Origin of the sequence: Promicromonospora sp. CA-289599 (genome assembly GCF_050936155.1) — a bacterium.
Taxonomy (GTDB): Bacteria; Actinomycetota; Actinomycetes; order Actinomycetales; family Cellulomonadaceae; genus Promicromonospora.
On the sequence record NZ_JBNJNI010000001.1, the window covers coordinates 3,352,561 to 3,374,243 of the forward strand.

Annotated in this window: 20 protein-coding genes; 12 read left to right on the forward strand and 8 right to left on the reverse strand. The window is 71.7% G+C overall.

Going from position 1 to position 21,683, the window contains the following annotated elements; genetic code table 11:
- Position 1: 1 nt before the first annotated feature.
- The 7 genes from ACQEVI_RS14830 to htpX all read left to right on the forward strand — a co-directional run bounded on the left by ACQEVI_RS14830 (position 2) and on the right by htpX (position 10,305).
- Positions 2-4,477, forward strand: a complete 4,476-nt coding sequence (locus tag ACQEVI_RS14830; protein ID WP_432900165.1) for an FtsK/SpoIIIE domain-containing protein — start codon at positions 2-4, stop codon at positions 4,475-4,477.
- Between the two features lie 114 nt (positions 4,478-4,591).
- Positions 4,592-4,876 (forward strand): WXG100 family type VII secretion target, encoded by a 285-nt coding sequence (locus ACQEVI_RS14835; RefSeq protein WP_432900167.1) that lies wholly within the window; start codon positions 4,592-4,594, stop codon positions 4,874-4,876.
- Between the two features lie 173 nt (positions 4,877-5,049).
- Positions 5,050-6,129: a hypothetical protein gene (locus ACQEVI_RS14840; RefSeq protein WP_432900169.1), complete on the forward strand. Its 1,080-nt coding sequence runs from the start codon at positions 5,050-5,052 to the stop codon at positions 6,127-6,129.
- Positions 6,126-6,914, forward strand: coding sequence for a hypothetical protein (locus ACQEVI_RS14845; RefSeq protein WP_432900170.1), 789 nt, complete (start codon positions 6,126-6,128; stop codon positions 6,912-6,914). The genes ACQEVI_RS14840 and ACQEVI_RS14845 overlap by 4 nt, the downstream gene beginning before the upstream one ends.
- A complete protein-coding gene (locus ACQEVI_RS14850) occupies positions 6,911-7,660 on the forward strand; it encodes a hypothetical protein (RefSeq protein ID WP_432900172.1) in 750 nt (249 codons plus the stop codon). The genes ACQEVI_RS14845 and ACQEVI_RS14850 overlap by 4 nt, the downstream gene beginning before the upstream one ends.
- Positions 7,661-7,828: 168 nt before the next feature.
- Entirely contained in the window at positions 7,829-9,232 is a 1,404-nt protein-coding gene (locus tag ACQEVI_RS14855; RefSeq protein WP_432900174.1) for an FAD-dependent oxidoreductase, read from the forward strand.
- A gap of 140 nt (positions 9,233-9,372) precedes the next feature.
- On the forward strand, positions 9,373-10,305 hold the full coding sequence (htpX, locus tag ACQEVI_RS14860) for a zinc metalloprotease HtpX (protein WP_432900176.1): 933 nt from the start codon (positions 9,373-9,375) through the stop codon (positions 10,303-10,305).
- Between the two features lie 9 nt (positions 10,306-10,314).
- Here htpX and ACQEVI_RS14865 read toward each other — a convergent pair whose 3' ends face one another.
- The gene (locus ACQEVI_RS14865) at positions 10,315-11,064 is read right to left on the reverse strand and encodes a potassium channel family protein (RefSeq protein WP_432900177.1); all 750 of its coding nucleotides are present in this window, start codon (positions 11,062-11,064) and stop codon (positions 10,315-10,317) included.
- Between the two features lie 153 nt (positions 11,065-11,217).
- Here ACQEVI_RS14865 and ACQEVI_RS14870 point away from each other — a divergent pair, with 153 nt between their 5' ends.
- Positions 11,218-11,712: a YajQ family cyclic di-GMP-binding protein gene (locus ACQEVI_RS14870; protein ID WP_432900179.1), complete on the forward strand. Its 495-nt coding sequence runs from the start codon at positions 11,218-11,220 to the stop codon at positions 11,710-11,712.
- Between the two features lie 69 nt (positions 11,713-11,781).
- Here the strand turns inward: ACQEVI_RS14870 and ACQEVI_RS14875 are convergent, their stop codons facing one another.
- Both ACQEVI_RS14875 and ACQEVI_RS14880 read right to left on the reverse strand, forming a co-directional pair.
- A complete protein-coding gene (locus ACQEVI_RS14875; protein WP_432900181.1) occupies positions 11,782-12,234 on the reverse strand; it encodes a carboxymuconolactone decarboxylase family protein in 453 nt (150 codons plus the stop codon).
- Between the two features lie 181 nt (positions 12,235-12,415).
- On the reverse strand, positions 12,416-13,216 hold the full coding sequence (locus tag ACQEVI_RS14880; protein ID WP_432900183.1) for an S-methyl-5'-thioadenosine phosphorylase: 801 nt from the start codon (positions 13,214-13,216) through the stop codon (positions 12,416-12,418).
- Positions 13,217-13,347: 131 nt separating this feature from the next.
- Here ACQEVI_RS14880 and ACQEVI_RS14885 point away from each other — a divergent pair, with 131 nt between their 5' ends.
- Positions 13,348-14,358, forward strand: coding sequence for an NAD-dependent epimerase/dehydratase family protein (locus ACQEVI_RS14885; protein ID WP_432900185.1), 1,011 nt, complete (start codon positions 13,348-13,350; stop codon positions 14,356-14,358).
- A gap of 65 nt (positions 14,359-14,423) precedes the next feature.
- Here the strand turns inward: ACQEVI_RS14885 and ACQEVI_RS14890 are convergent, their stop codons facing one another.
- Together ACQEVI_RS14890 and ACQEVI_RS14895 are read right to left on the reverse strand one after the other, a co-directional pair.
- A complete protein-coding gene (locus ACQEVI_RS14890; RefSeq protein ID WP_432900186.1) occupies positions 14,424-15,545 on the reverse strand; it encodes a sensor histidine kinase in 1,122 nt (373 codons plus the stop codon).
- On the reverse strand, positions 15,542-16,279 hold the full coding sequence (locus tag ACQEVI_RS14895; protein ID WP_432900188.1) for a response regulator transcription factor: 738 nt from the start codon (positions 16,277-16,279) through the stop codon (positions 15,542-15,544). Before ACQEVI_RS14895 ends, ACQEVI_RS14890 begins: the two co-directional genes overlap by 4 nt.
- Positions 16,280-16,425: 146 nt before the next feature.
- Between ACQEVI_RS14895 and ACQEVI_RS14900 the strand changes: the two genes are divergently transcribed.
- The 3 genes from ACQEVI_RS14900 to ACQEVI_RS14910 are packed head-to-tail and all read left to right on the forward strand — an operon-like array spanning position 16,426 to position 18,460.
- Positions 16,426-17,079 (forward strand): glycosyltransferase family 2 protein, encoded by a 654-nt coding sequence (locus ACQEVI_RS14900; RefSeq protein WP_432900190.1) that lies wholly within the window; start codon positions 16,426-16,428, stop codon positions 17,077-17,079.
- Complete coding sequence (locus ACQEVI_RS14905) at positions 17,076-17,798, forward strand: TIGR04282 family arsenosugar biosynthesis glycosyltransferase (RefSeq protein WP_432900191.1); 723 nt, start codon at positions 17,076-17,078, stop codon at positions 17,796-17,798. The genes ACQEVI_RS14900 and ACQEVI_RS14905 overlap by 4 nt, the downstream gene beginning before the upstream one ends.
- Positions 17,795-18,460: a class I SAM-dependent methyltransferase gene (locus ACQEVI_RS14910; protein WP_432900193.1), complete on the forward strand. Its 666-nt coding sequence runs from the start codon at positions 17,795-17,797 to the stop codon at positions 18,458-18,460. Before ACQEVI_RS14905 ends, ACQEVI_RS14910 begins: the two co-directional genes overlap by 4 nt.
- A gap of 54 nt (positions 18,461-18,514) precedes the next feature.
- On the opposite strand, the gene ACQEVI_RS14915 is transcribed toward ACQEVI_RS14910, so the two are convergent.
- Genes ACQEVI_RS14915 through ACQEVI_RS14925 form a run of 3 tightly spaced genes read right to left on the reverse strand, consistent with a single transcriptional unit; the run spans position 18,515 to position 21,593 of the window.
- On the reverse strand, positions 18,515-18,868 hold the full coding sequence (locus tag ACQEVI_RS14915) for a hypothetical protein (protein WP_432900194.1): 354 nt from the start codon (positions 18,866-18,868) through the stop codon (positions 18,515-18,517).
- A complete protein-coding gene (locus tag ACQEVI_RS14920) occupies positions 18,865-20,130 on the reverse strand; it encodes a molybdopterin-dependent oxidoreductase (RefSeq protein WP_432900196.1) in 1,266 nt (421 codons plus the stop codon). Before ACQEVI_RS14920 ends, ACQEVI_RS14915 begins: the two co-directional genes overlap by 4 nt.
- Positions 20,124-21,593 carry a hypothetical protein gene (locus ACQEVI_RS14925; protein ID WP_432900198.1) on the reverse strand — a complete coding sequence of 490 codons (1,470 nt, stop codon included), beginning with the start codon at positions 21,591-21,593 and terminating at the stop codon, positions 20,124-20,126. Before ACQEVI_RS14925 ends, ACQEVI_RS14920 begins: the two co-directional genes overlap by 7 nt.
- Positions 21,594-21,683 lie beyond the last annotated feature (90 nt).

Genomic DNA, 21,683 nt, shown 5'->3' on the forward strand with positions numbered 1-21,683 from the left:
CGTGCGCATCAAGCTGACGTTGAACAGACCCGACGAGTCCGCGGTAAACGTCGCGGTCACCGCCGACGCCACCGCCACCGTGCGGGACGTGGCCGAGGCCCTCTTCTCCGGCGACCCCACCCGGGGCGGTGCTGCGGCACCCGAGAACCTCACCCTGCAGATCGTCGGCGACGGCTCGACCAGCTTCACGAGCGGCCGGGTGCTGAGCCCGACGAACGACCTGGTCCAGGCCGGCCTGCGGTCGGGCTCCGTGGTGTCGATAGTCCGGGTCTCCGAGCAGTTCGTGAACCCTGGGCAGGACCGCGGTACGGCGGTGGCACAGCTGCGCGTCATGGAGGGGCCCGACGCCGGACGAGAGTTCCCGCTGCCGGTCGGTACCTCGTACATCGGCCGCGACCGGGGCATGGACATCCGGCTCTCGGACGGGCAGGTCTCCAAGCGGCACGCCCGCATCATCGTCGGCGAGTCGATCGAGGTGCACGACCTCGCCTCCGCCAACGGCCTCGTCATGGGCGGCAAGCGGATGACGCGGGCCGTGCTGACGTCGTCGGACACCGTGACCCTCGGCGAGACGACGCTGTCCGTGGTGGCCCTGCACCGCTCCACGAGCATCGCGCCGACCAGCCCCGTGGTCGAGTTCAACCGGTCCCCGCGCGTGGTCACCCGTTTCGGCGAGATCAAGATCAAGGCGCCCAAGCCGCCGCGACCGCCGCAGCCGCAGCGCCTGCCGTGGCTCATGATGCTCGCGCCGATGGCGATGGGCGCGGTCATGTTCTCGGTCACCCGCAACCCGCTCTCCCTCATGTTCATGTTCCTGAGCCCGGTCATGATGGTCGGCATGTACTTCGACCGGAAGGTCAACGCGCGCAAGCAGTTCGAGAAGGCGTCCGAGCAGTTCGAGGAGCAGGTGGTCGCCACGGCGGACCGCATCGACCGCACGCACGCCGTCGAACGGGCCGTCCGGCTCGCCGAGGCGCCGTCGCTCGCCGAGGCGCTCGACGCCGTCCGCCGCCTCGGCGGGCTCATGTGGACGCACCGCCCGGAGCACAAGGGGTTCCTCACCGTGCGGTTCGGGCTCGGGTCGGCGCCCGCGCGCACCGGGTTCGACGAACCCCGCGAGAACGACGCGATCCCCGAGCACTGGGAGAAGGTGCTGCAGCTCCAGGACCGGTGCGCGACCATCCACGACGTCCCCATGGGTGCCGGGTTCCGGTTCGGCGGCAACGTCGGTATCGCCGGGCCCAGCGGTGTGGTGGAGCCCGTCGGCCGTTCGGTCCTGCTCCAGCTCGTCGCGCTCCACTCACCCTCCGAGGTGGTCGTCACCGCGCTCACGTCCGCCCGCTCGCGCCAGGACTGGGAGTGGCTCGAGTGGCTGCCCCACACCGGCTCACCGCACAGCCCTCTCGGGGCGTCCGACCACCTGGCGGACGACCCCGCCGCCGGCATCTCCCTGCTGACGCGGCTCGAGGAGCTCGTCGAGGCGCGTGGGGTCAGCCTCGACGGCCCCGCACCCCTGGTGGGCGAGCGGGACGCGGACAAGGACCGCACGGACGATCCGCCCAAGCCCGTCCTGCCGTCCGTCGTCGTGCTCGTGGAGGACGACGCGCCGGTGGAGCGCTCCCGGCTGGTGCGCCTCGTCGAGCACGGCGCCGCGGCGGGCGTGCACGTGGTGTGGATCGCGCCCACCGTCGAGCAGCTTCCCGCCGCCTGCCGCACCTTCGTGCTGCTGGACTCCACCGCCCAGGAGAACGGGGCCATGACCGGCGAGGTGCACTACGGCCAGCTGGCCTACCCGGTGCGCTGCGACGTCGCCGATCTGCACACCGCCCGTGAGGTGGCCAGGATCCTGTCCCCGGTGGTCGACGTCGGCGCACCGACCGACGACGAGTCCGACCTGCCCCGCGCCGTCTCCTACCTGGCGCTCGCGGGCACCGAGCTCGGCCGGGACTCGAACGGCGTGATCGAGCGGTGGAAGGAGAATCTCTCGCTCACCCCGCGCGACGGGTCCCCGCCGGTGCGCCGCAAGACGCCCACCAACCTGCGCGCCCTCATCGGGCACAACGGCGTCGAGCCGTTCCACCTGGACCTGCGCACCCAGGGCCCGCACGCCCTCGTGGGTGGTACCACCGGTGCCGGAAAGTCGGAGTTCCTGCAGTCCTGGGTGCTCGGCATGGCCGCTGCGCACAGCCCTGACCGGGTCACCTTCCTGTTCGTGGACTACAAGGGTGGCGCCGCGTTCGCGGACTGCGTCCACCTGCCGCACACGGTCGGCCTGGTGACGGACCTGTCGCCGCACCTCGTGCGGCGCGCGCTGTCCTCGCTCCGCGCCGAGCTGCACTACCGCGAGCACCTGCTGAACCGGAAGAAGGCCAAGGACCTCGCGTCCCTGGAGCGCACGGGCGACCCCGAGGCGCCGCCGAGCCTGATCATCGTGGTCGACGAGTTCGCCGCGCTGGTCGGCGAGGTCCCGGAGTTCGTGGACGGCGTCGTCGATGTCGCCCAGCGTGGCCGGTCGCTCGGCCTGCACCTGATCCTCGCGACCCAGCGTCCCGCCGGTGTCATCAAGGACAACCTGCGCGCCAACACCAACCTGCGCATCGCCCTGCGCATGGCCGACGAGCACGACTCCAAGGACGTGCTCGGGGACGAGATGGCGGCGCACTTCTCGCCGTCGATCCCCGGCCGCGGCGCCGCGAAGACCGGCCCGGGCCGGCTCACCACGTTCCAGACCGGTTACGCCGGTGGGTGGACCACCGACGAGCCGGAGCGGTCCTCGCTCGACGTCGAGGAGATGGACTTCGGCACCGGCCGGCGCTGGGAGCTGCCCGCTCCCGAGGTGGTCGACGAGCAGGACCCGGGCCCCAACGACATCGCGCGGGTGGTCTCGACGATCCGCCGCGCGGCGTCCGAGGCAGGTGTCCCGACGCCCCGCAAGCCCTGGCTGGAGGAGCTGGCGGCCACGTACGACCTGGCGCTGCTGCCGAACCGGCGCACGGACTCCCAGCTGGTCCTCGGCGTGCTGGACAACCCGCCGCAGCAGGCCCAGCCGACCGTGCACTACGAGCCCGACACCGACGGCAACCTCGCGATCTACGGCACCGGTGGCACCGGCAAGAGCACGACGATGCGCACCATCGCGGTGTCCGCGGGCCTGACGCACCGGGGCGGCCCGGTGCAGGTCTACGGGATCGACTGCGGTTCGGGTGGTCTGCAGATGCTGGAGAACCTGCCCCATGTCGGCGCGATCATCGCCGGCGACGACGAGGAGCGGGTGACCCGCCTGCTGCGCCGGCTGCGTGACACGCTGGACCAGCGCGCCGACCGCTACGCCGCCGTGCGCGCGTCGACCATCGACGAGTACCGGCGCCTGGCGAACAAGCCCGACGAGCCCCGCATCATCGTGCTCGTCGACGGTATCGGAGCGTTCCGCGAGGCCTACGAGACGATCAGCGCGCGTGGTTTCTCGGTCTTCGGGACCTTCACCCAGCTCGCGACCGACGGCCGGCCCGTCGGCATCCACCTCGTCATGAGCGGCGACCGTGCGGTGTCCGTGCCGCCGTCGCTGGCCTCCACCGTGCAGAAGCGGATCATCCACCGGATGGCGAAGGAGGACGACTACGTGATGCTCAACGCACCGAAGGACGTCCTGACGGCGGCGTCGGCACCCGGCCGGGCGATCATGTACGGCCAGGAGGCGCAGGTCGCCGTGCTCGGTGGTGACTCCAACGCGGCCGTGCAGTCGCGCGAGCTCGCCCGGCTGGAGCAGACCATGCGCACGGTCGGCGGTGTGCCGCAGGCACCCGGCGTCGAGCGGCTGCCCGACACGTTCACGCTCGACCAGCTGCCGCAGCGCACCGGGGACCTGGCCACGATCGGCCTGCGGGACCTCGACATCGCTCCGGTCGGCCTGCCCATGCGCGGCCCGTTCATGCTGGCCGGCCCGCCCGGGGCCGGACGCACGACCGCGTTCGTGTCGCTGGCGACCGCGCTGCGCCGGAACGGCGGCACGCGTCTGGTCTACCTGTCGTCGCGGCGCTCGAGCCTGTCCGCGCTCGACCTGTGGGACGTGACCGCGTCGAACCCGGAGGACATCGTGGAGTCGCTCAAGGACCTCACCACGGCCCTCGAGAGCGATCGGCTCGCCCCGGGTACTCTCACCGTGATGATCGAGAACTACACCGAGCTCACGGGTACGCCCGCGGAGAAGCCGATGGAGGCCTTCGTCAAGCTCGCGACCCGCAAGGAGCAGCTGGTCATCGGTGAGTCGGAGTCGTCCACCTGGAGCAAGGCGTTCACGCTGGCCGGGGCCTTCAAGTCCGGTCGCAACGGCCTGCTCCTCACGCCCGGAGACACCGACGGCGAGACGCTCATGAACACGCCGCTGGGCCGGATCCGTCGCAAGGACTTCCCGCCGGGCCGCGGCTTCCTCGTCACGGCAGGCCGGGCAACCAAGATCCACGTCGCCCTGCCGGGGTGACGAGGGGCATGGGGAGTACTCCCCATTCCACGGCGTCGCCGAGCGTGGAATAGTTCGTGACGTCGCAGAAACGGAGGCTGTCCGAGGGGACAGCCACAGAAAAAGGAGCATGACATGGTTGCAGAGGGTGGCAACGTCTTCGGTCTTGACGTAGAGGCAGTACGGAGCCTGGCCAACACGCTCCGTACGCAGGCCGAGGGCGTGCGTCAGGTCGTCACGACGATCACGAGCCAGATGTCCCAGACTCAGTGGAACGGCCAGGACGCCACGCAGTTCCAGGAGGAGTGGGACGGCACCCACGCCGCCAAGCTGAACGAGATCGCCGCTGCGCTCGAGCAGTACGGCACCACGGCGGACAACAACGCCAACACCCAGGAGAGCACCTCGGCCTCGCTCTGACCGAGCCCGAGCTCTTCCAGGCAGGAGGGTTCCCGTACACACGGGGGCCGACGATCAAGGGATGTGGGACCGTACCGGTCCCGCATCCCTTGATCAGTAGGGGATCAGTGCGGGATCAGTAGGGGCTGAGCGGCCATCCGAACCGGTCGGTGGCGGAACACGAGGAGGACCACGTGAGCGGGAGCATGTTCGGCGCCGATATCGAGGCGCTGCGTCTCCTTGCCGACAAGTTCGACGAGGGGAGCGAGACGCTCGACACCGTCGCCACAGCCGTCGAGGCCGCGACTCCGCAGCAGGACGGCTGGAGCGGTCCCGACGCGGACGGCTTCCGGCAGGAGTGGACCGGCAGCCACCTGATGAAGCTCAGGGACGCGGCCGCCGCGCTCAGCGATGCGGCCGTCACGGTGCGCTCCAACGCCGACGCGCAGGAGACCACGTCGAACGAGTACAACGGTGGCACGGGTCCTGGTGGCGGCACGAACGGCAGCGGGGTGCCAGGGGCGTCCGACAGCGGCTTCAACTGGGCCGGGCTGGGCCTGGCCGGGATGCTCGGCGCCAAGGGGATCGGGTTCGGGCTGGCCGCCATGAAGGCGATCAAGACCGCCCCGGCACTCGCGGGGCTGCTGTCGGCCACTCGCCTCGGCGACGCGGCCCGGATCGCCGACGCGACGACGGATGTCTTCCGTGGTGCGGGTGGTCTCGTGGGACGGACCGCGGCGGGCATCGGCATCGCCGAGGACTTCGGGATCATCGGCAAGCTCGGCGACAAGCTAGGCATGGCCGCCAGCACCGTTGGCACCCTCGGGCGTGTGGTGGGCACCGCCGGTGGCGTGTTCGGTGTCGTCGGCGGCCTCAACCAGATGTTCAACACCCAGTACGACGGCGTCCGGGGTGGCGTCGACCGGGTCATGGGTGGTCTGTCGGTCATCGGCGGCGCGGGTGGTATGGCGATGGCGCTCGGTGGTGCGGCGATGCTCGGACCGGTGGGTGTCGGCATCGTCGTCGGCGCCGGTGTCGTCGCCGGTGCCTGGGCGCTGGGCAACCTGGTGTACGACAACTGGGACTCGATCTCGGGCGCTGTTGGTGACGCCGCGGGCTGGGTGGCCGACGGGGCGAGCACCGCCTGGAACGCGACTACCGAAGGGATCGGTAACATGGCCGATGCGGCGGGAGAAGCCGTATCCGACGTCGGTGACGCGGTCGGTGACGGCTTGGAAGCCGCCGGTGACTTCGTAGGAGGGCTGTTCAGTTGAGCGAGCAGACGATGAACTTCACCAAGGCAGACTACGAGGCGGCCATCGCCGTGCTCGGGCGGTCCGAGGCTGGAAAGCCGGTCGGGATCGTGAATCTGACCGACGAGCAGGTCATGGCACTCGACGGTGTCCAGGCGGTCCAGCCGACGCCGATGCCGTGGCTGGACGCGCAGGGTGACGTCGACAAGGAACTGGTGGTGAAGGTAGCTCTGCGAGCTCTTCTCAGCCAGGGTCTCGTGGTGCCCGCCAGCCGGGGCGAGGGCAAGGACGTGGGGATCGACGCGATCCCCGACCTCACCGGCACGCTCGTCCTGCGCCGAACCGCGCAGGCGATCCTCTCGGCGGAGCGTGTCACGACTCTCGGACGGCACTGGGTGTACTGCTACGTGCACGAGGGCTACGGGATCCTGGAGGAGGAGGTCGCGACCAGCGGCCACCACACCTTCTCGGTCTACCCCGAGGCATACCTCGGTGAGCGGCTGGAGCAGTTCCTCGACCCCACGTCCGCCGCGATCATGGCCGGCAAGCCGCGCACGTTCACGGTGCAGGAGTTCGAGGCCACCGCGCCGAACCTCCCCGAGCTGAACGAGGCGCTGACCGTCACCGTGCTTTCGGTCGCCAAGGCCGGCGCCGAGCTGATCCGCAACGTGACCGTGTACTCGGGCCCGCGCGGGGTGTTCACCGTGCAGGGCGACCTGCGGGACGGCGTGGACGACCACTTGGTGCTCACCGAGGTCGGCGGCGCTGTCGTTCGTGGTCTCCCGGGGAAGCTGCTCGCTGCATGAGTGCTGCGGGCACGACCCAGGGCACCGGGGACCGCGTTCCCCGTAAGGCACGCAGGATCGCCGCCGAGCTCCCGGAGCTGGGCGGCATCCGTCATGTCGAGGCCAACCCGCCGTCGCCCACGGCGTGGTGGGTGGCGATCGGGACCGTCCTTCTCTTCACGGTCGTCATCTCCCTCGGAACGGGTGGGATCGTAGGTGCACTGGTCCTGATCCCGGCGTGGGCGGTGATCGGCTGGATCATCCTCGGATACCTGGGGGCGGAGAAGGTCGTAGTGCTCGACCGGGGGCTGCTCATCGGATCCTTCGCTCCGTTCCTGCGTCCCCGGGTGGTGCCGTTCGACCGGTTCGAGGTCAGCTCGATCACGGCCGTGCGGCCGGGATGGAAGCTCGCCGGCATGCTCCGCGGGCGGACTCGGCTCACCACGGGACGCACGGCGGTCTGGGCCTGGAACGGTGTGTCCTTCGTCGCCGCGATGGGACCTGTCGCGCAGCGAAGCTACGTCGACGCCGCCGGGACGTTTCGCGCGGAGGAGCCCGAGCGGCGAGAGCGTGTCGTCTGGTGGTTCGGTACCTGGCGGCAGCCCGACCGCCTGGTGGGTGCGCTGGAGTCGGCCCTGGTGGACCTGGGGCACCCGGTCGCCGGGCTCCCCCAGCATGTGCTCCCGATGGTACGGATCAGCGGCAACGCGGCCGATGCGACCACCCAGTTGCCCCGGCTCGTCGCGGCGCTCGAACGTAGGTCGTGAGCGATCTCGGGAAGTGGAACAGGGGCGCTGAGCCCCCTCACGCGAGGATTCTCACAGGAACGCCACCGTCCACCCCCTGAGCGGGGGTGAGGCGCGCCTTACTCAATCGGTAGAATCGTCAGCGGCCTTCGCTTCCTCTCCTGACCTCGACCGGAAGGCGCCCCTTTCGTGAGCACCACCCGACCCCTGCGCGTCGCCGTCGTCGGCGCCGGCCCTGCCGGCATCTACGCGAGCGACATCCTGTCCAAGACCGACCTCGACGTGAGCATCGACCTGTTCGAGCGCCTTCCCGCGCCGTTCGGTCTGGTGCGGTACGGCGTGGCGCCGGACCACCCGCGCATCAAGCAGATCATCGTCGCGCTCCACAAGGTGCTGAGCCGTGGAGACGTGCGCCTGATCGCCAACGTGGACTACGGCGTGGACGTGAAGCTCGAGGACCTGCGCCAGTTCTATGACGCCGTCATCTTCTCCACCGGCTCCATCAAGGACGCCGACCTGAACATCCCGGGTATCGACCTCGACGGCTCCTACGGTGCCGCCGACTTCGTGTCCTGGTACGACGGCCACCCCGACGTGCCGCGCACCTGGCCGCTGGAGGCGGAGCAGGTGGCGGTGATCGGCGCCGGCAACGTCGCCCTGGACGTGGCGCGCATCCTGGCGAAGCACGCGGACGACCTGCTGCCGACCGAGATCCCGGCCAACGTGCACGAGATCCTCAAATCCTCGCCGGTCACCGACGTGCACGTGTTCGCGCGCCGCGGCCCGGCCCAGGTCAAGTTCTCGCCGCTCGAGCTGCGCGAGCTCGGCCACGTGCCCGACGTCGACATCGTCGTGTACCCGGAGGACTTCGACTTCGACGAGGGCTCCGAGGCCGCCATCAACTCGTCGAACCAGACCAAGCAGGTCGTCAAGACCCTGGTCGACTGGACGCTCAAGGACCCGGCGCAGAACACGGCGTCGCGCCGGCTGCACCTGCACTTCCTGCACGCTCCCGCCGAGGTGCTCGGCGAGAACGGCAAGGTCGTCGGGTTCCGCACCGAGCGCACCGCGCTGCAGGGTGACGGCACCGTCAAGGGCACCGGCGAGTTCATCGACTGGCCCGTCCAGGCCGTCTACCGCGCCGTCGGCTACTTCGGCTCGTCCCTGCCGGAGATCCCGTACGACGACGTCAAGGGCGTCATCACCAACCGTGAGGGCCGGGTCGTCGACATCGACGGCAACCAGGTTCCCGGCGTGTACGCCACGGGCTGGATCAAGCGCGGCCCGGTGGGTCTCATCGGCCACACCAAGTCCGACGCGTCGGAGACCATCCGCCACCTCGTCGAGGACGTCACCGGTGTGGCCGACGGCGAGGCGCCCGGCGACCTGGACGGCGGCCGGACCGCGCCGCAGGGCGCGCCGGAGGCAGTGCTGGAGTTCCTCGCCGGCAAGGGTGTCGAGTACGTCGAGTGGGCGGGCTGGGAGCTCCTGGACGCGCACGAGCGCTCCCTCGGCGAGGCCGCGGGTCGCGAGCGCGTCAAGGTCGTCCCCCGCGAGGAGATGGTGACGATCGCCAGGGCCCTGTCGAAGTAGAACCAGGGCCAGACAGAACTGGGGCGGAGCAGACCACTTGGTCGCTCCGCCCCAGTTCTATCCAGCCCCAGGTCCCCTTCAACGGCATTGTGGGAACCGCCGCCCGGCGCGGCACGTTCGGCTGGGAGGAAAGGAGTGCGATGCACAAGCACTACAACGGGCTGAAGACCGCCGCGCTGTTCGGTGGCATGTGGGCCGTGATCCTCGGTCTCTGGGCGCTCTTCGGGCGCGGCTCCAGCGGCATGCTGTGGATCTTCGTGCTCATCGGGCTGGGCACCACGGCGTACGGCTACTGGAACTCCGACAAGCTGGCGATCCGCGCGATGCGCGCCTACCCGGTCACGGAGCTGCAGGCGCCGGAGATGCACCGCATAGTGCGCGAGCTCTCCACGGCGGCACGCCAGCCGATGCCCCGGCTCTACATCTCGCCCACCAAGGCCCCCAACGCGTTCGCCACGGGGCGCAACCCGCAGAACGCCGCGGTCTGCTGCACGGAGGGCATCCTCCAGCTGCTGAACGAGCGTGAGCTGCGCGGTGTCCTGGGGCACGAGCTCATGCACGTCTACAACCGCGACATCCTCACGGCGTCGGTCGCGTCCGCGCTGGCCGGGCTCATCACGGCACTGGCGCAGTTCCTGCTGTTCTTCGGCGGCGGCGACCGCCGCGAGGGCGGCAACCCGCTCGCGGCACTGGCGATGGCGATACTCGCCCCGATCGCCGCGATGCTCATCCAGATGGCGATCTCCCGCACGCGTGAGTACGACGCCGACGAGGACGGCGCCCGGCTCACGGGCGACCCCCTCGCACTGGCCTCGGCGCTGGCCAAGCTCGAACAGGGCACTCAGCGTGCGCCGCTGCCGCAGGACCGCGAGCTCACCAACGTGTCCCACGTGATGATCGCCAACCCCTTCCGGGGCGCGGGGATCGGCCGCCTGTTCGCCACGCACCCGCCGATGGCGGACCGGATCCGTCGCCTCGAGGCCATGGCCGGCGGCCCGTCGGGCGGTTACGGCCAGGGTGGTATCGGGGGTCCGACGTCGGGCCCGGACTGGGGCACCCCGCCGGGGTACTGAGCCGCGCGGCTACCGCGGGTCGCTGCCCGCCCGGGCCTGTCCGGCCTCACGGGTCCGGGCGAGCTCGGCGCGCAGCGCCCGCACCTCGGCTGCTAGATCCTTGACCTGGGCACGGGTAGCGGTGGCCTCGTCCTCGGCGGCCTCCTCGACGGTCTGCACCATCCAGGATGCCAGGGTGGCTGTGACCACACCGAGCAGAGCGATGCCGCCGACCATGAGGCCGGCGGCGATGAACCGGCCGGCCGTCGTGACGGGGAACTGGTCGCCGTAGCCCACGGTGGTCATCGTGGTGATGGCCCACCAGAAGCCGTCGCCCAGGCCCTCGATGGTGGCGCCGGGCGCGCCACGCTCGGTGTCCGTGATGGCGAGGGCGCTGGTGAGGATCAGCAGGGCCGTACCGCCCGTCGCGTACGTGACGACGCGGCCGCGCAGCCGCTGCACACCTGTCCGGCTGAACCGCTGCAGTACCTTGACGAGGAGCAGCAGGCGCAGCGGGCGCAGCAGAGGGAGCGCGACGACGAGCAGGTCGAGCCAGTACTGCCGGACGAACCGCAACTTGTCGTCCGAGAGGCTGAGCCGCACGACGTAGTCGATCGCGAACACGAACCAGGCCACTGTCATCAGGGTGCTGGAAAGCACGTCGGCCCAGCGCGGCAGACCGGGTAGCGCGATGGGCAGGCCGTAGGCAATGAGGAAGATCACGGCCACCCCGATCAGCGGCCACTCGGTGCGTTGTCTCCAGAGATCGAGTCGCGACATGGTCCAGCAGCCTATCGGGGTCGCGGGGAGCAGGTCGTGTCGCTTGGCGCCCCCGTCATCCGTTCGCCCCCGCAAGGTCGCGCCGGATACGGTGGTCCGAATCCCCACCGGACGTGCAGGGGCGTCCGGTCGTTACACAGAAGGAGCACGCCAATGGCCGACTCGTCGTTCGACATCGTCAGCAAGGTCGACCGCCAGGAGGTCGACAACGCGCTGAACCAGGCGGGCAAAGAGATCTCGCAGCGGTACGACTTCAAGAACGTCGGCGCCTCGATCGCCTGGAGCGGCGAGAGCATAGTGATCGTCGCCAACTCGTCGGAGCGCGTGCTCGCGGCCCTGGACGTCTTCGAGATCAAGCTGATCAAGCGCGGCATCTCGCTCAAGGCGCTCGACGTCGGCGAGCGGGAACCCAAGCCGTCGGGCAAGGAGTACCGCCTCGCGGCCACCCTCAAGGAGGGGCTGGCGGGGGAGTCCGCGAAGAAGGTCACCAAGATCATCCGCGAAGAAGGCCCCAAGGGCGTGAAGACGCAGATCACGGGTGACGAGGTGCGCGTGACCAGCAAGTCGCGCGACGACCTGCAGGAGGTCATGGCCCTGCTGAAGGGTTCGGACCTGGACTTCGCGCTGCAGTTCACGAACTACCGCTGAGCACGGGCTGACGGGCGGTTGCCGGGATTCCGGTGGCCGCCCGTCCGGTCTCGACGGTGCCGTGTGATGTCAGGGCGCCACGGGGAAGTGGCTCGTGACGGCGATCCGGTTCCAGCCGTTGAACTCGATGGCGAGCCACGTCACCGCCGCGATCTGCTCCGGGGTGAGCACCCCCTCGACGTCCGTCTGCGGATCCGGGGACGTGTGCTGGTGCTCGATCCGGGTGACCTGCTCGGCAAGCGTCAGTGCGGCCCGTTCCTGCTCAGTGAAGTACTGCGACTCCCACCAGGCAGGCAGCACCGCGAGGCGGTCCGCCGTCTCGCCTGCTGCGATGGCGGCCCGAGTGTGATCACGCAGGCAGAACGCACAACCGTTCAGCTGCGACACACGGATCTTGACCAGCTCGCAGAGGATGGTCGAGAGGCCGGCGGAACGTGCCGCCGCCGTCGTCTCCCTGCTGAATGCCACGTAGGCCTCGTACGGGCCGGAATGCTGCTTGATGATGTTGACGTTCGGGAACATGTGCACTTCCGTTCTCGGGAGACCGAGCCGAATGGACTCGGCGGCGTGACCTCGACCGTGCTGACGACGTCCACGAATCTGGACACGGCTGAGGCCCAGCACGGGATGTCTTTCAACAACGTGCGCGGCAGAAGGTCTCGCCGGGCAGGGCCCATGGCTCGCGTGCGGTCGCGCCGCCGGCTCACGGCAGGTCGAACGGCAGCTTCTGCCCGTCGAGGACGTGCTGGCAGTCGCACTCGTCGTCCGGCAGGGCGGCCACCGTGGCCTCCAGGACGCCGGAGAGCTTGGACACGTTGCGGGCGAACAGCTCGAACACCGCTTCCTGCGTGACGTGCTCACCGCCCTCGACGCCCGCGTCCGCGTCGGTGACGAGCGCGAGCGTGGTGCAGCACAGGGCCAGCTCGCGGGCCAATGCGGTCTCGGGCATCGCGGTCATGTTCACCAGGGTCCCGCCGTCCTGGGCGTTGCGCCGCGACTCCGCGCGCGACGAGAACCGCGGGCCCTGGATCACCACCATCGTGCCGCCGTCGACCGCGGGCAGGGGGCCGGCCTGCGCCGCGGCCACCGCTGCCCTCCGGCCGCGCGGGCAGTACGGGTCGGCGAACGGAAGGTGCACCACCGGACCCTCGCCGTCGTAGTACGTGTGCTCGCGCCCCCACGTACGGTCGATCACCTGGTCCGGTACGACGACGGTCCCCGCGCTCAGCTCCGGCACGAGCCCGCCCACCGCGCACGAGGTCACGAGCTGCCGGACCCCCAGCGCGCGCAGCGCCCAGAGGTTCGCGCGGTAGGGGACCCGGTGGGGCGCGAAGCGGTGGTCGGCCCCGTGCCGCGGCAGGAACACGACCTCGCGACCACCGAGCAGACCGCGGGCGGGGGCCTCGGACGGCGGACCGTAAGGAGTGTCGACGGCTACCGGCTCCGCGTCCGTGAGCAGTCGGTACATGCCTGATCCGCCGATGACTCCGATGGGTGCGTTCATGCTCCCCAGGCTATGGCGGACGGCGTTCCCGGGCCGCGCCGTGGTCCGGACGTCAGCAGACCGTCAGGTACGGGCGCTCGCGTCGCACGTGCAGGAACGGTTGACTCAAGACCGAGCGAAAGGTGGCCGACATGCGCGTGCTGGTGACAGGTGGGGCCGGGTTCATCGGCCGGGAGGTGGTCCGGGCGCTGACCCGGCGTGGTGACGACGTGGTGGTGCTCGACTCGTTGCGCGAGGACGTGCACGGCCCGGGGGCCGTCGCCGACGAGCGCACGATCGTGGGTGACGTGCGCGACGCCGACGTGGTGGAGCGGGCGCTGTCCGGGTGCGACGCCGTGGTCCATCTGGCCGCGAAGGTCGGTCTCGGCGTCTCGCTGGCCGACATCGACGACTACGTGTCCACCAACGACCTCGGGACCGCCGTCCTGCTGCGTGCCGCCGAGGTCCCGCACATCGTGTACGCCAGCTCGATGGTGGTGTACGGCGAGGGCAGGTACGACTGCCCGGAGCACGGCCAGGTGGCGCCGCCCCCGCGCCGGGCGGAGGACCTGGACGCGGGCTGGTTCGAGCCGCGGTGCCCGGTCTGCGCCGCCGCCCTGCGACCGGGCCTGGTCGCGGAGGACGCGCGGCTCGACCCGCGCAACGTCTATGCCGCGACGAAGGCACACGGCGAGGCGCTGCTCGCCGCCTGGGCGCGGCAGACCGGCGGCAGCGCTACCGCGCTGCGCTTCCACAACGTCTACGGGCCGGGAATGCCGCGAGACACCCCGTACGCGGGGGTGGCGGCGATCTTCCGCGCCGCGGTGGAGCGCGGCGAGGCACCGACCGTCCTCGAGGACGGGCAGCAGCGCCGTGACTTCGTCCACGTGACCGACGTCGCGCAGGCGGTGGCCGCTGCCGTCGCCGTACCGCAGACGACGGGGAGCGTGACACCCCTGAACGTCGGGTCCGGCATCGTGACCACCGTCGGCGAGATGGCTCAGGTCACCGCCAAGCTCCTCGGGGGACGGGACCCCGTGGTGACCGGCGGTTACCGGCTCGGCGACGTACGGCACGTCACCGCGTCGAGCGAGGCGGCGGCTGCCGCACTCGGCTGGCGGGCGAGCGTGGAGCTGGCCGAAGGGTTGGCGACGCTGACCTGAGGCAGCTCGACGTGTCAGACGCACAGGTCACCCGGGTGACCTGTGCGTCTGACACGTCCCGGGCGTCAGTCGGCGACGGGCAGGCTGACCTCGACGTCGCAACCCGCCGTCGTGCTGCGTACGGCCACCCGCCCGCCGTGCTCCTCGACCACCCGGTCGACGAAGGCGAGACCCAACCCCGAGCTACCGGCCTTGTCGCCCTGGAAGCCCGCGCGGAACATGTGCGGCACCTGGTCCTCGGGGATGCCGCCGCACGTGTCGCGCACGGTGAGGCGGGCGAAGCCCTCCAGGCTCGTCACCCCGACGAGCACCCGTCCGCCGGGGCCGCTGGACCGGACCGCGTTCGACACCAGGTTGTCCAGGACCCGGCCCAGGTCGTCCCGGTCGCCCTGCACCCGCACGTCGCCCTCGATGTGCTCGTCGAGGTCGACGCCGTGCTCCGCGGCCGCGGGGCGGGCGTGGGCGAGGACGCCACGCAGCACCGCTGCCATGTCCACCGGACCGAGCTCGGCCCGGCGCGGCGGCTCGTCCGACCGGGACAGCTCACCCAGGTCCCCGATCATCCGGGACATCCGGTCGACCGCCGCCGCTATGCCGTCCAGCGCCGTCGCCGGTTCGGGGAAGACACCGCTGCGCAGACCGTCGGTGGCCGCACGGATACCGGACAGCGGGGAGACCAGGTCGTGGCTCACGAACCCGATGACCTGGCGGCGAGCCTCTTGGGCCGCCTGCTCGGCCGCGCGGGACGCCGCGAGCCGGTCTCGCGTCGTCTCCAGCTCGGCCATCACCGCGGCCAGCTCGGCGGTCGCCGGGGTAGGCGTGCGAGAGACGGGCGCCGTCGCCTCGTCGTCGGCCACCGGGACCTGGCCCAGCCGACGGGCGCCGTCGACGACGAGCCGGACCTCCCGCGCGACCAGCCGACCGAGTGCCAGCGCGAGCAGCACCTCGAGCACGGACGCCGTGCCCAGGACGAGCCGGACCACGAAGGCGTCGTGCGGGGAGATGAACATCGCCGACACGTTGACGGCAAGCGCCGCCACCACCGCGGCGACGGGGGTCAGCGCGGCGACCAGCAGAGCGAGCATGATCGACACCCGGCGGGCCAGCCGGAGCGCGACGAAGCCCACGGCGCCCACCACCAGCGAGCACGCGATGGTGACGAGCACCATGAACTGGACGTCGGTCACGGCGTCTCCTGGGACTCCGGCACGAGCCGCGTACCGACGGCCTCCGTGGTGCCGTCCGGCACCAGCACGTACCCGGACCCGCGGAGGTTGACGATCAGCTCCGGATCAGCGGGATCCACCTCGAGCTTCTTGCGCAGCCGCCGGATGTGGACCATCACCGTGGAGTCGTCGCCGAACGTCCAGCCCCAGACCCGGCGCAGGAGCTCCCGGCGGCCGAACGGGTGCCCAGGACGCTGGGCGAGAAAGCTCAGCAGCGCGAACTCACGAGGCGTGAGCTCCTCGACCCGGCCCCGGTACGTGGCGGTACGCGCTACCTCGTCGAGCACGAGGCCGCCCACCTCGACCCGGACCGGAGCATGGTTCACGTCGAACGGCCCGCGGCGCAGCAGCGCCTCGACCCGAAGCACCAGCTCGCGCGCGTCGAACGGCTTGGTCACGTAGTCGTCCGCGCCGTGCTCCAGACCGACCACCCGGTCGTCCACGCCCGACAGGCCCGACAGCATGAGCACCGGCGTGGCATCGCCGTCGCGCCGCCGACGGGTCAGCAGCTCCAGGCCGGACCCTCCCGGCAGCAGCACGTCGAGCACCACGGCGTCCGGCTGCCACGTGCGCCAGATGTGCTCGCTCTCGACCGCGTCGCCGGCGGACCGCAGATCGTGGCCGGCCGCTGTGAGGTGGGCGGCCACGCTCGAGGCGACCAGCGCGTCGTCGTCCACAACGAGAACCTTGGTCATGGTGAAACCATAGCCATGGCCGGTCGCCGCGGCGCCCGCTCGGCCGACAAGGCGGCGGCGCCGCAGCGCCGGGGGACCAGAGCGTCAGGTACCTGTCAGGTCGGTCGCCGTACCTCGGCGCCAGGTCCGCGCATAGCGTCGAGACCATGTTGCCAACTGTGGACGTGGTACTGCCCTGCCTCGACGAGGCGGAGGGCCTCGCCTGGCTGCTTCCCCGGCTCCCGGACGGGATGCGAGCCGTCGTCGTGGACAACGGGTCCTCCGACGGGTCCGTCGAGATCGCGCGTGACCACGGCGCCCTCGTCGTCCGGGCCGAGCAGCGCGGGTACGGCGCCGCCTGCGCGGCCGGGCTCGAGGCGGCGACAGCCCGCGTCGTCGCGTTCTGCGACGCCGACGCCAGCCTCGACCCGAAGGACCTGCCCCGGGTCACCGAGCCCGTGGTCACCGGGCAGGCCGACCTCGTGCTGGGGCGCCGGCGCCCGGAGCCGGGCGCATGGCCGTGGCACCTCCGCCTGGCGAACGCGGAGCTGGCCCGCCGGGTGCGTCGCCGGACCGGGGTGAGCGTCCGGGACATCGGGCCGATGCGTGCCGCGCTGCGGGAGCCGCTGCTGGCCCTCGATCTGCAGGACCGACGCAGCGGCTACCCCCTGGAGACGCTGGTCGCGGCGGCCGAGGCAGGCTGGCTCGTCGCGGAGGTCGACGTCCCCTATCGCAGGCGGCGCGGCCGGTCGAAGGTGACCGGGACACCGCTCGGCGCGTGGCACGCGGTCCAGGACATGTCGAAGGTCCTGGCGTCATGACCGGCAGGACACCGCCCCGGACCGTCGTGGTGCTGGCGAAGGAGCCCGTCCCCGGCAAGGTCAAGACCCGCCTGATCGGTGAGCTCACCGCGGCCGAGGCGGCCGGGCTGGCGCGGGCGGCGCTGGTGGACACCCTGGAGGCGGTCGACGATCTACCCGGGGTGCACCGGGTGCTCGCGCTGGACGGCCGGGCCGGGCCCTGGGTGCCCGCAGGCTTTGCGGTGATCCCGCAGGCCACCGGCGGCCTGGACCGCCGGATCGCCGCGGCCTTCGATCATGTGCTCGGCGCGGACGGGCATCCGGGCCCCGCACTGCTGGTCGGGATGGACACCCCGCAGCTCGGCCCGCTCCTGCCCGCGGTGGACTTCGAGGGGTACGACGCGGTGCTGGGGCTCGCGGACGACGGCGGGTACTGGGCCGTGGGGCTGCGGCGGCCGGATCCCGCGTTGTTCCACGGTGTGCCGATGTCCGAGGCGGTGACCGGGCGGGCGCAGCTCGAGCGGCTGCGCGGAGCGGGGCTCCGGGTCCGGCTCCTGCCACCGCTGCGCGACGTGGACACCGTGTCCGACGCGGCTGCCGTGGCCAGTGCGGCACCCGGCACGCGGTTCGCCCGGGCGTGGTCGAAGGTATCGCACCGGGTGACGTCTGCGGCCGACGTCGGAGCGGCCCCAGACATCGCCGCGGACCTCGCCGGAGACGTCGTCGGAGGTCAGGCGTGACTGCTGCTGCACCGGGTCCGGTGAGTCCGCTGATCCTGTTCGAGGCGGCACTCGGGGGTTCCGCGGTGACCGCGATGCACATGTCCGACCCCGTGCCGGTGGACGTCGCCGCCTGGACCGCGGAACAGGACGCCGTCGACGAGGCGATCGTCGCGCTGTGCGAGGGGCCGGTGCTGGACGTGGGGTGCGGTCCGGGCCGGTTCGCCGCGGCGCTCGCGGCACGCGGCGTGCCCGCCCTCGGGATCGACGTCTCGCGCGCGGCGGTGCTCCGAGCGCGGGCTCGCGGCGCGGTGGCGCTGCGGCGCGCCGTGGAGGGGCCGCTGCCGGGGGAGGGGCGCTGGGGCACCGTGCTGCTGGCGGACGGCAACATCGGCATCGGCGGGAACGCGCGCACGCTCTTGAAGCGGTGCCGCGACCTGGCCAGGCCAGGTGGGCTGCTGCTTGTCGAGGCCGACCCAGACCCCGACACGGACGTGTCGGGGCCGCTGGTCCTGCGTGCCGCGGACGGCCGGAGCTCGCGCCCGATGCCGTGGGCGCGTGCGGGGAGCCGGGTGCTGCGGACGATCGGTGCCGAGCTCGGGCTGGTCGTCTCGCAGGAGTGGGAGCTGGCCGGCCGCGTGATGATCTCGCTGCGGACGCCACAGATCGCCGCGCAGCACTGAGGGGCACGTCCGGACGGCTGTGACAGCCGTCCGGACGTGCCCCTTTCAGCGGGCTCAGCGGCTCGTGCTCCAGAGGGCCACGAGCCACACCAGCAGGAGCGTGCCGAGCACCATGACGGCGCCGCGCAGGACGACACCCGTCCAGACGTTCCTCAGGCCGCTCGCGACGACCTGCCCCTGGGGCCGCCTGCGTGCGAGCGCGGGCAGGCGGACGAGCACCAGCCAGCCGAGCACGATCACCAGCGGCGCGAGGACGGCGTCGTGCAGCGCCACGGATCCGGCCAGCCAGACGCCCCACGGCAGCCACCACTGGGGCGGGATCGAGGTGAGGGCCAGCCAGACCCACCAGCCCATGCCGGCCAGGCCGGCCACGACGAGCACCCGGCGGGACCACATCGCGGCGTTCATGCGGCGCTCCCTGCGACGCTGCCGACGACGAGGCGGGAGACCCACTTGGTCTGCAGCACCCCCGGCCGGTTCGGCGCGATGATGCGCGCGGGGAAGCCGTGGTCCAGGTCGAGGTCCTCACCGGCCAGGGTGAGGGCCAGGAGGGTGTCGTCATGGGCGACGTAGGAGCCGGGCAGGTCGGAGGTCGAGTAGAAGGTCCCGGCCTCTTGCAGGCTCACTACGTGGACGGGGTCGTCACGTCGCCCGCCGGACAGGATCGCGAGGTCCCGGATCCGGACGCCGGTCCAGCGTGCCGAGGCGCTCCAGCCCTCGACGCAGGCGATCGGCAGTACCGCCTCGTGCTGGTCCATCGCGAGCAGGTCGGCCCGGCTCAGGTGCGCGGTGCCGCCGGGCCCGACCAGCTCCAGCGCCCAGTCCGGGTCGGTCGCCAGCTCCTCGACCCGCGCGCCCTTCGCCGTCTTGTTGACGGCCAGGCCCTGCGGGCCGTCGAGCGGGTCACGGGGTGCGAGCAGGGCGATAGCGCGCAGCGGGGTCACGGTCTGTCCCACCGTCAGCGCCGTGAGGAGGAGAGCGGCTACGGCCACGGACCCGAGGAACCCACGCCGGGTCGTGCCGTCCCCGCGCGTGCCGTCCGTCGCGTCCCCGTCCGTCACATCGCTCGTCAGCAGGTTGTCGCCCGGTCCCTCTGGGCCGGGAGTGCCGGAGTCGAGGTTGCGCGCGCCGGCCGCGAGGGCCCGGATCACCACCGGGAGCTTGATGCCCACGTGCACCAGGGCCGCGCCGAACGCGAGCCAGGCCGTGGCGTAGTGGACCGACGTGAAGCTGAACCCGAAGACGTACAGCTTGAAGACGTTGAGGATCCCCGTCACGACCTGGAAGACCATCGAGGCGACCAGGATGCCGACCGAGCCGCGCTCCAGCGCGTGCTTCCAGCCGGTGACCGGCGGCCGGACGAAGAACTGCGGGTAGACCGTGTACAGCTTGGCCAGGACGAGCGGCAGGCTGGCGAAGCCGACCGCCACGTGCAGGCCCTGGTTGACACGGTAGGCCCAGGCCGGTTCGGGCCCGAAGGGCAGCCATGGCACGGGGTGCTGGTGCAGGTGCGAGACCAGGCCGGTGACGAAGAGGATCAGGATCGCCGCACCGAGGAACATGCCCAGGCGGGCCACCACCCGCTCGTCGTGCACCGGCGAACGAAAGTCGCTCGGTTCGGGTATTCGCAGCCACGCCGGCCGGATCGCGGACAGCTGACGTCTCACCATGGTGACTCCAGGATCGTGTTGAGCAGGATGGCCAGGCCTCCCTGGGCCCACAGCCAGGACGCGGGCAGGGCTCTCGGCCCGACGGCGCCGTCGTCGGCGGGAAGACCCACCGAGTGGTGGCGCGAGGTTCGGAGGGCGACCACCGCCGGGACCACCCAGTACGCGACGGGGAGCCAGATGCGCTCCACCTCGCCGCGTTCGAAGCCGAGCAGCGCGCCGGACAGGGCGGCGGCCAGCGCGAGGCCGACCACCACCCGGACGACGGGGTCGGTCCGGCGCAGCCCGGCGAGGCCGCCGACCGCCGCGGGGCCGACGATCGCGCCGAGGGCGGCGAGGTCCACGAGGAGGAAGTAGAGGTAGGGCCGCATGTTCCCGACCGGGGCCCAGACCTCGTGCGTGGCCGCCACGCCGTCCCACACCCAGAAGCCGGCCAGGCCGAACGCGACGACCACGCCGACCGCTACGACACCCGCCACGGCCGTGGCCGCGACCCGGCGGGACAGGATCAGCGGTGCGAGAGCGATCAGGCCCATGTGGAGCAGGCCGTACGACAGGATCGGGCAGGCACCGAGGAGGAGCCCGGCGGCGACCGCGTACGTCCAGCGCGCGATGCCACGCCGTCCAGGGTCCGAGGCGAGTGCCAGGAGCGCGACGCCCCAGGCGAGCACCCCGGCGAAGAACGCGTCGGCGGAGGTCGCCACCCACAGGGCAGCAGGGGCCAGGACGAGCGCGGGGACGACGACGCGAGCGGTGCGCTCAGCGGTGACGCCCTGCGACGGTCCGGCCGCGCGCACCATGCCGAGCGTCCGTAGCGTGATCAGCACCGCTGGCACGGCCGACGCACCGGCCAGGATGAAGAGGGCAGCTGCCCAGCCGGCGCCACCCAGTCCCACCCGGTCCAGCAGAGCCAGCAGCAGCACGAGGCCCGGGGGGTGGCCCCTGACGTGGATGGGATAGCCGGGCAGGTCGTCAGCGAAACCCGCGAGAAAGGCGCCGGGGTCTGCCGCGGCGATCGGCACGGCCGGGAGGTACTCGTGCTCCCCCCGGACCGGCGCCGCGAGGTCGTCCCACGACGTGAGCGCCGCCAGCGCCACCGCCCACGCCGTGGTGGCGACCCAGGAGACCAGCACCAGCACCCGCCAGGGCAGGCGGGCCGCAAGGCCCGGCCCGAACCGGACGACGGCGACCAGCAGCGCGAGCGCCGCGAGGAGGCCCGGCCCCGTGCGCACCACCCAGTGGCCGACGAAGGGCTCGGCCCCGGTGAGCAGCGGCACGTCGCCCCCGTACCGCAGCACGACACCGCCGAGCCAGAGCAAGGGGATCGACACCGCCCAGACGGACACCGTCGCCGCGGGTCCGTGCCTCTGCCACCAGGTCTCGCCCGCACCGGGCGACGGGTTGAGGGCGGGGCGTTGCCCGGCCCATCGGGTCGGTACGGGCCCTTGTCCCGTTGTTTCGGCCACCGTTCCATCCTCGGGGGCGACCGACCCCGACGGGGCGCCGGGCGACCTGACGAACGGCTGACGGTGGATCTGGCTGCTGGGTATCGCCGG

Coding starts and splice junctions, on each gene's coding strand:
- ACQEVI_RS14835 (WP_432900167.1), top strand. CDS start 4,592: ATGGTTGCAGAGGGTGGCAACGTCTTCGGTCTTGACGTAGAGGCAGTA.
- ACQEVI_RS14850 (WP_432900172.1), top strand. CDS start 6,911: ATGAGTGCTGCGGGCACGACCCAGGGCACCGGGGACCGCGTTCCCCGT.
- htpX (WP_432900176.1), top strand. CDS start 9,373: ATGCACAAGCACTACAACGGGCTGAAGACCGCCGCGCTGTTCGGTGGC.
- ACQEVI_RS14865 (WP_432900177.1), bottom strand. CDS start 11,064: ATGTCGCGACTCGATCTCTGGAGACAACGCACCGAGTGGCCGCTGATC.
- ACQEVI_RS14870 (WP_432900179.1), top strand. CDS start 11,218: ATGGCCGACTCGTCGTTCGACATCGTCAGCAAGGTCGACCGCCAGGAG.
- ACQEVI_RS14875 (WP_432900181.1), bottom strand. CDS start 12,234: ATGTTCCCGAACGTCAACATCATCAAGCAGCATTCCGGCCCGTACGAG.
- ACQEVI_RS14880 (WP_432900183.1), bottom strand. CDS start 13,216: ATGAACGCACCCATCGGAGTCATCGGCGGATCAGGCATGTACCGACTG.
- ACQEVI_RS14885 (WP_432900185.1), top strand. CDS start 13,348: ATGCGCGTGCTGGTGACAGGTGGGGCCGGGTTCATCGGCCGGGAGGTG.
- ACQEVI_RS14895 (WP_432900188.1), bottom strand. CDS start 16,279: ATGACCAAGGTTCTCGTTGTGGACGACGACGCGCTGGTCGCCTCGAGC.
- ACQEVI_RS14900 (WP_432900190.1), top strand. CDS start 16,426: ATGTTGCCAACTGTGGACGTGGTACTGCCCTGCCTCGACGAGGCGGAG.
- ACQEVI_RS14905 (WP_432900191.1), top strand. CDS start 17,076: ATGACCGGCAGGACACCGCCCCGGACCGTCGTGGTGCTGGCGAAGGAG.
- ACQEVI_RS14915 (WP_432900194.1), bottom strand. CDS start 18,868: ATGAACGCCGCGATGTGGTCCCGCCGGGTGCTCGTCGTGGCCGGCCTG.
- ACQEVI_RS14920 (WP_432900196.1), bottom strand. CDS start 20,130: ATGGTGAGACGTCAGCTGTCCGCGATCCGGCCGGCGTGGCTGCGAATA.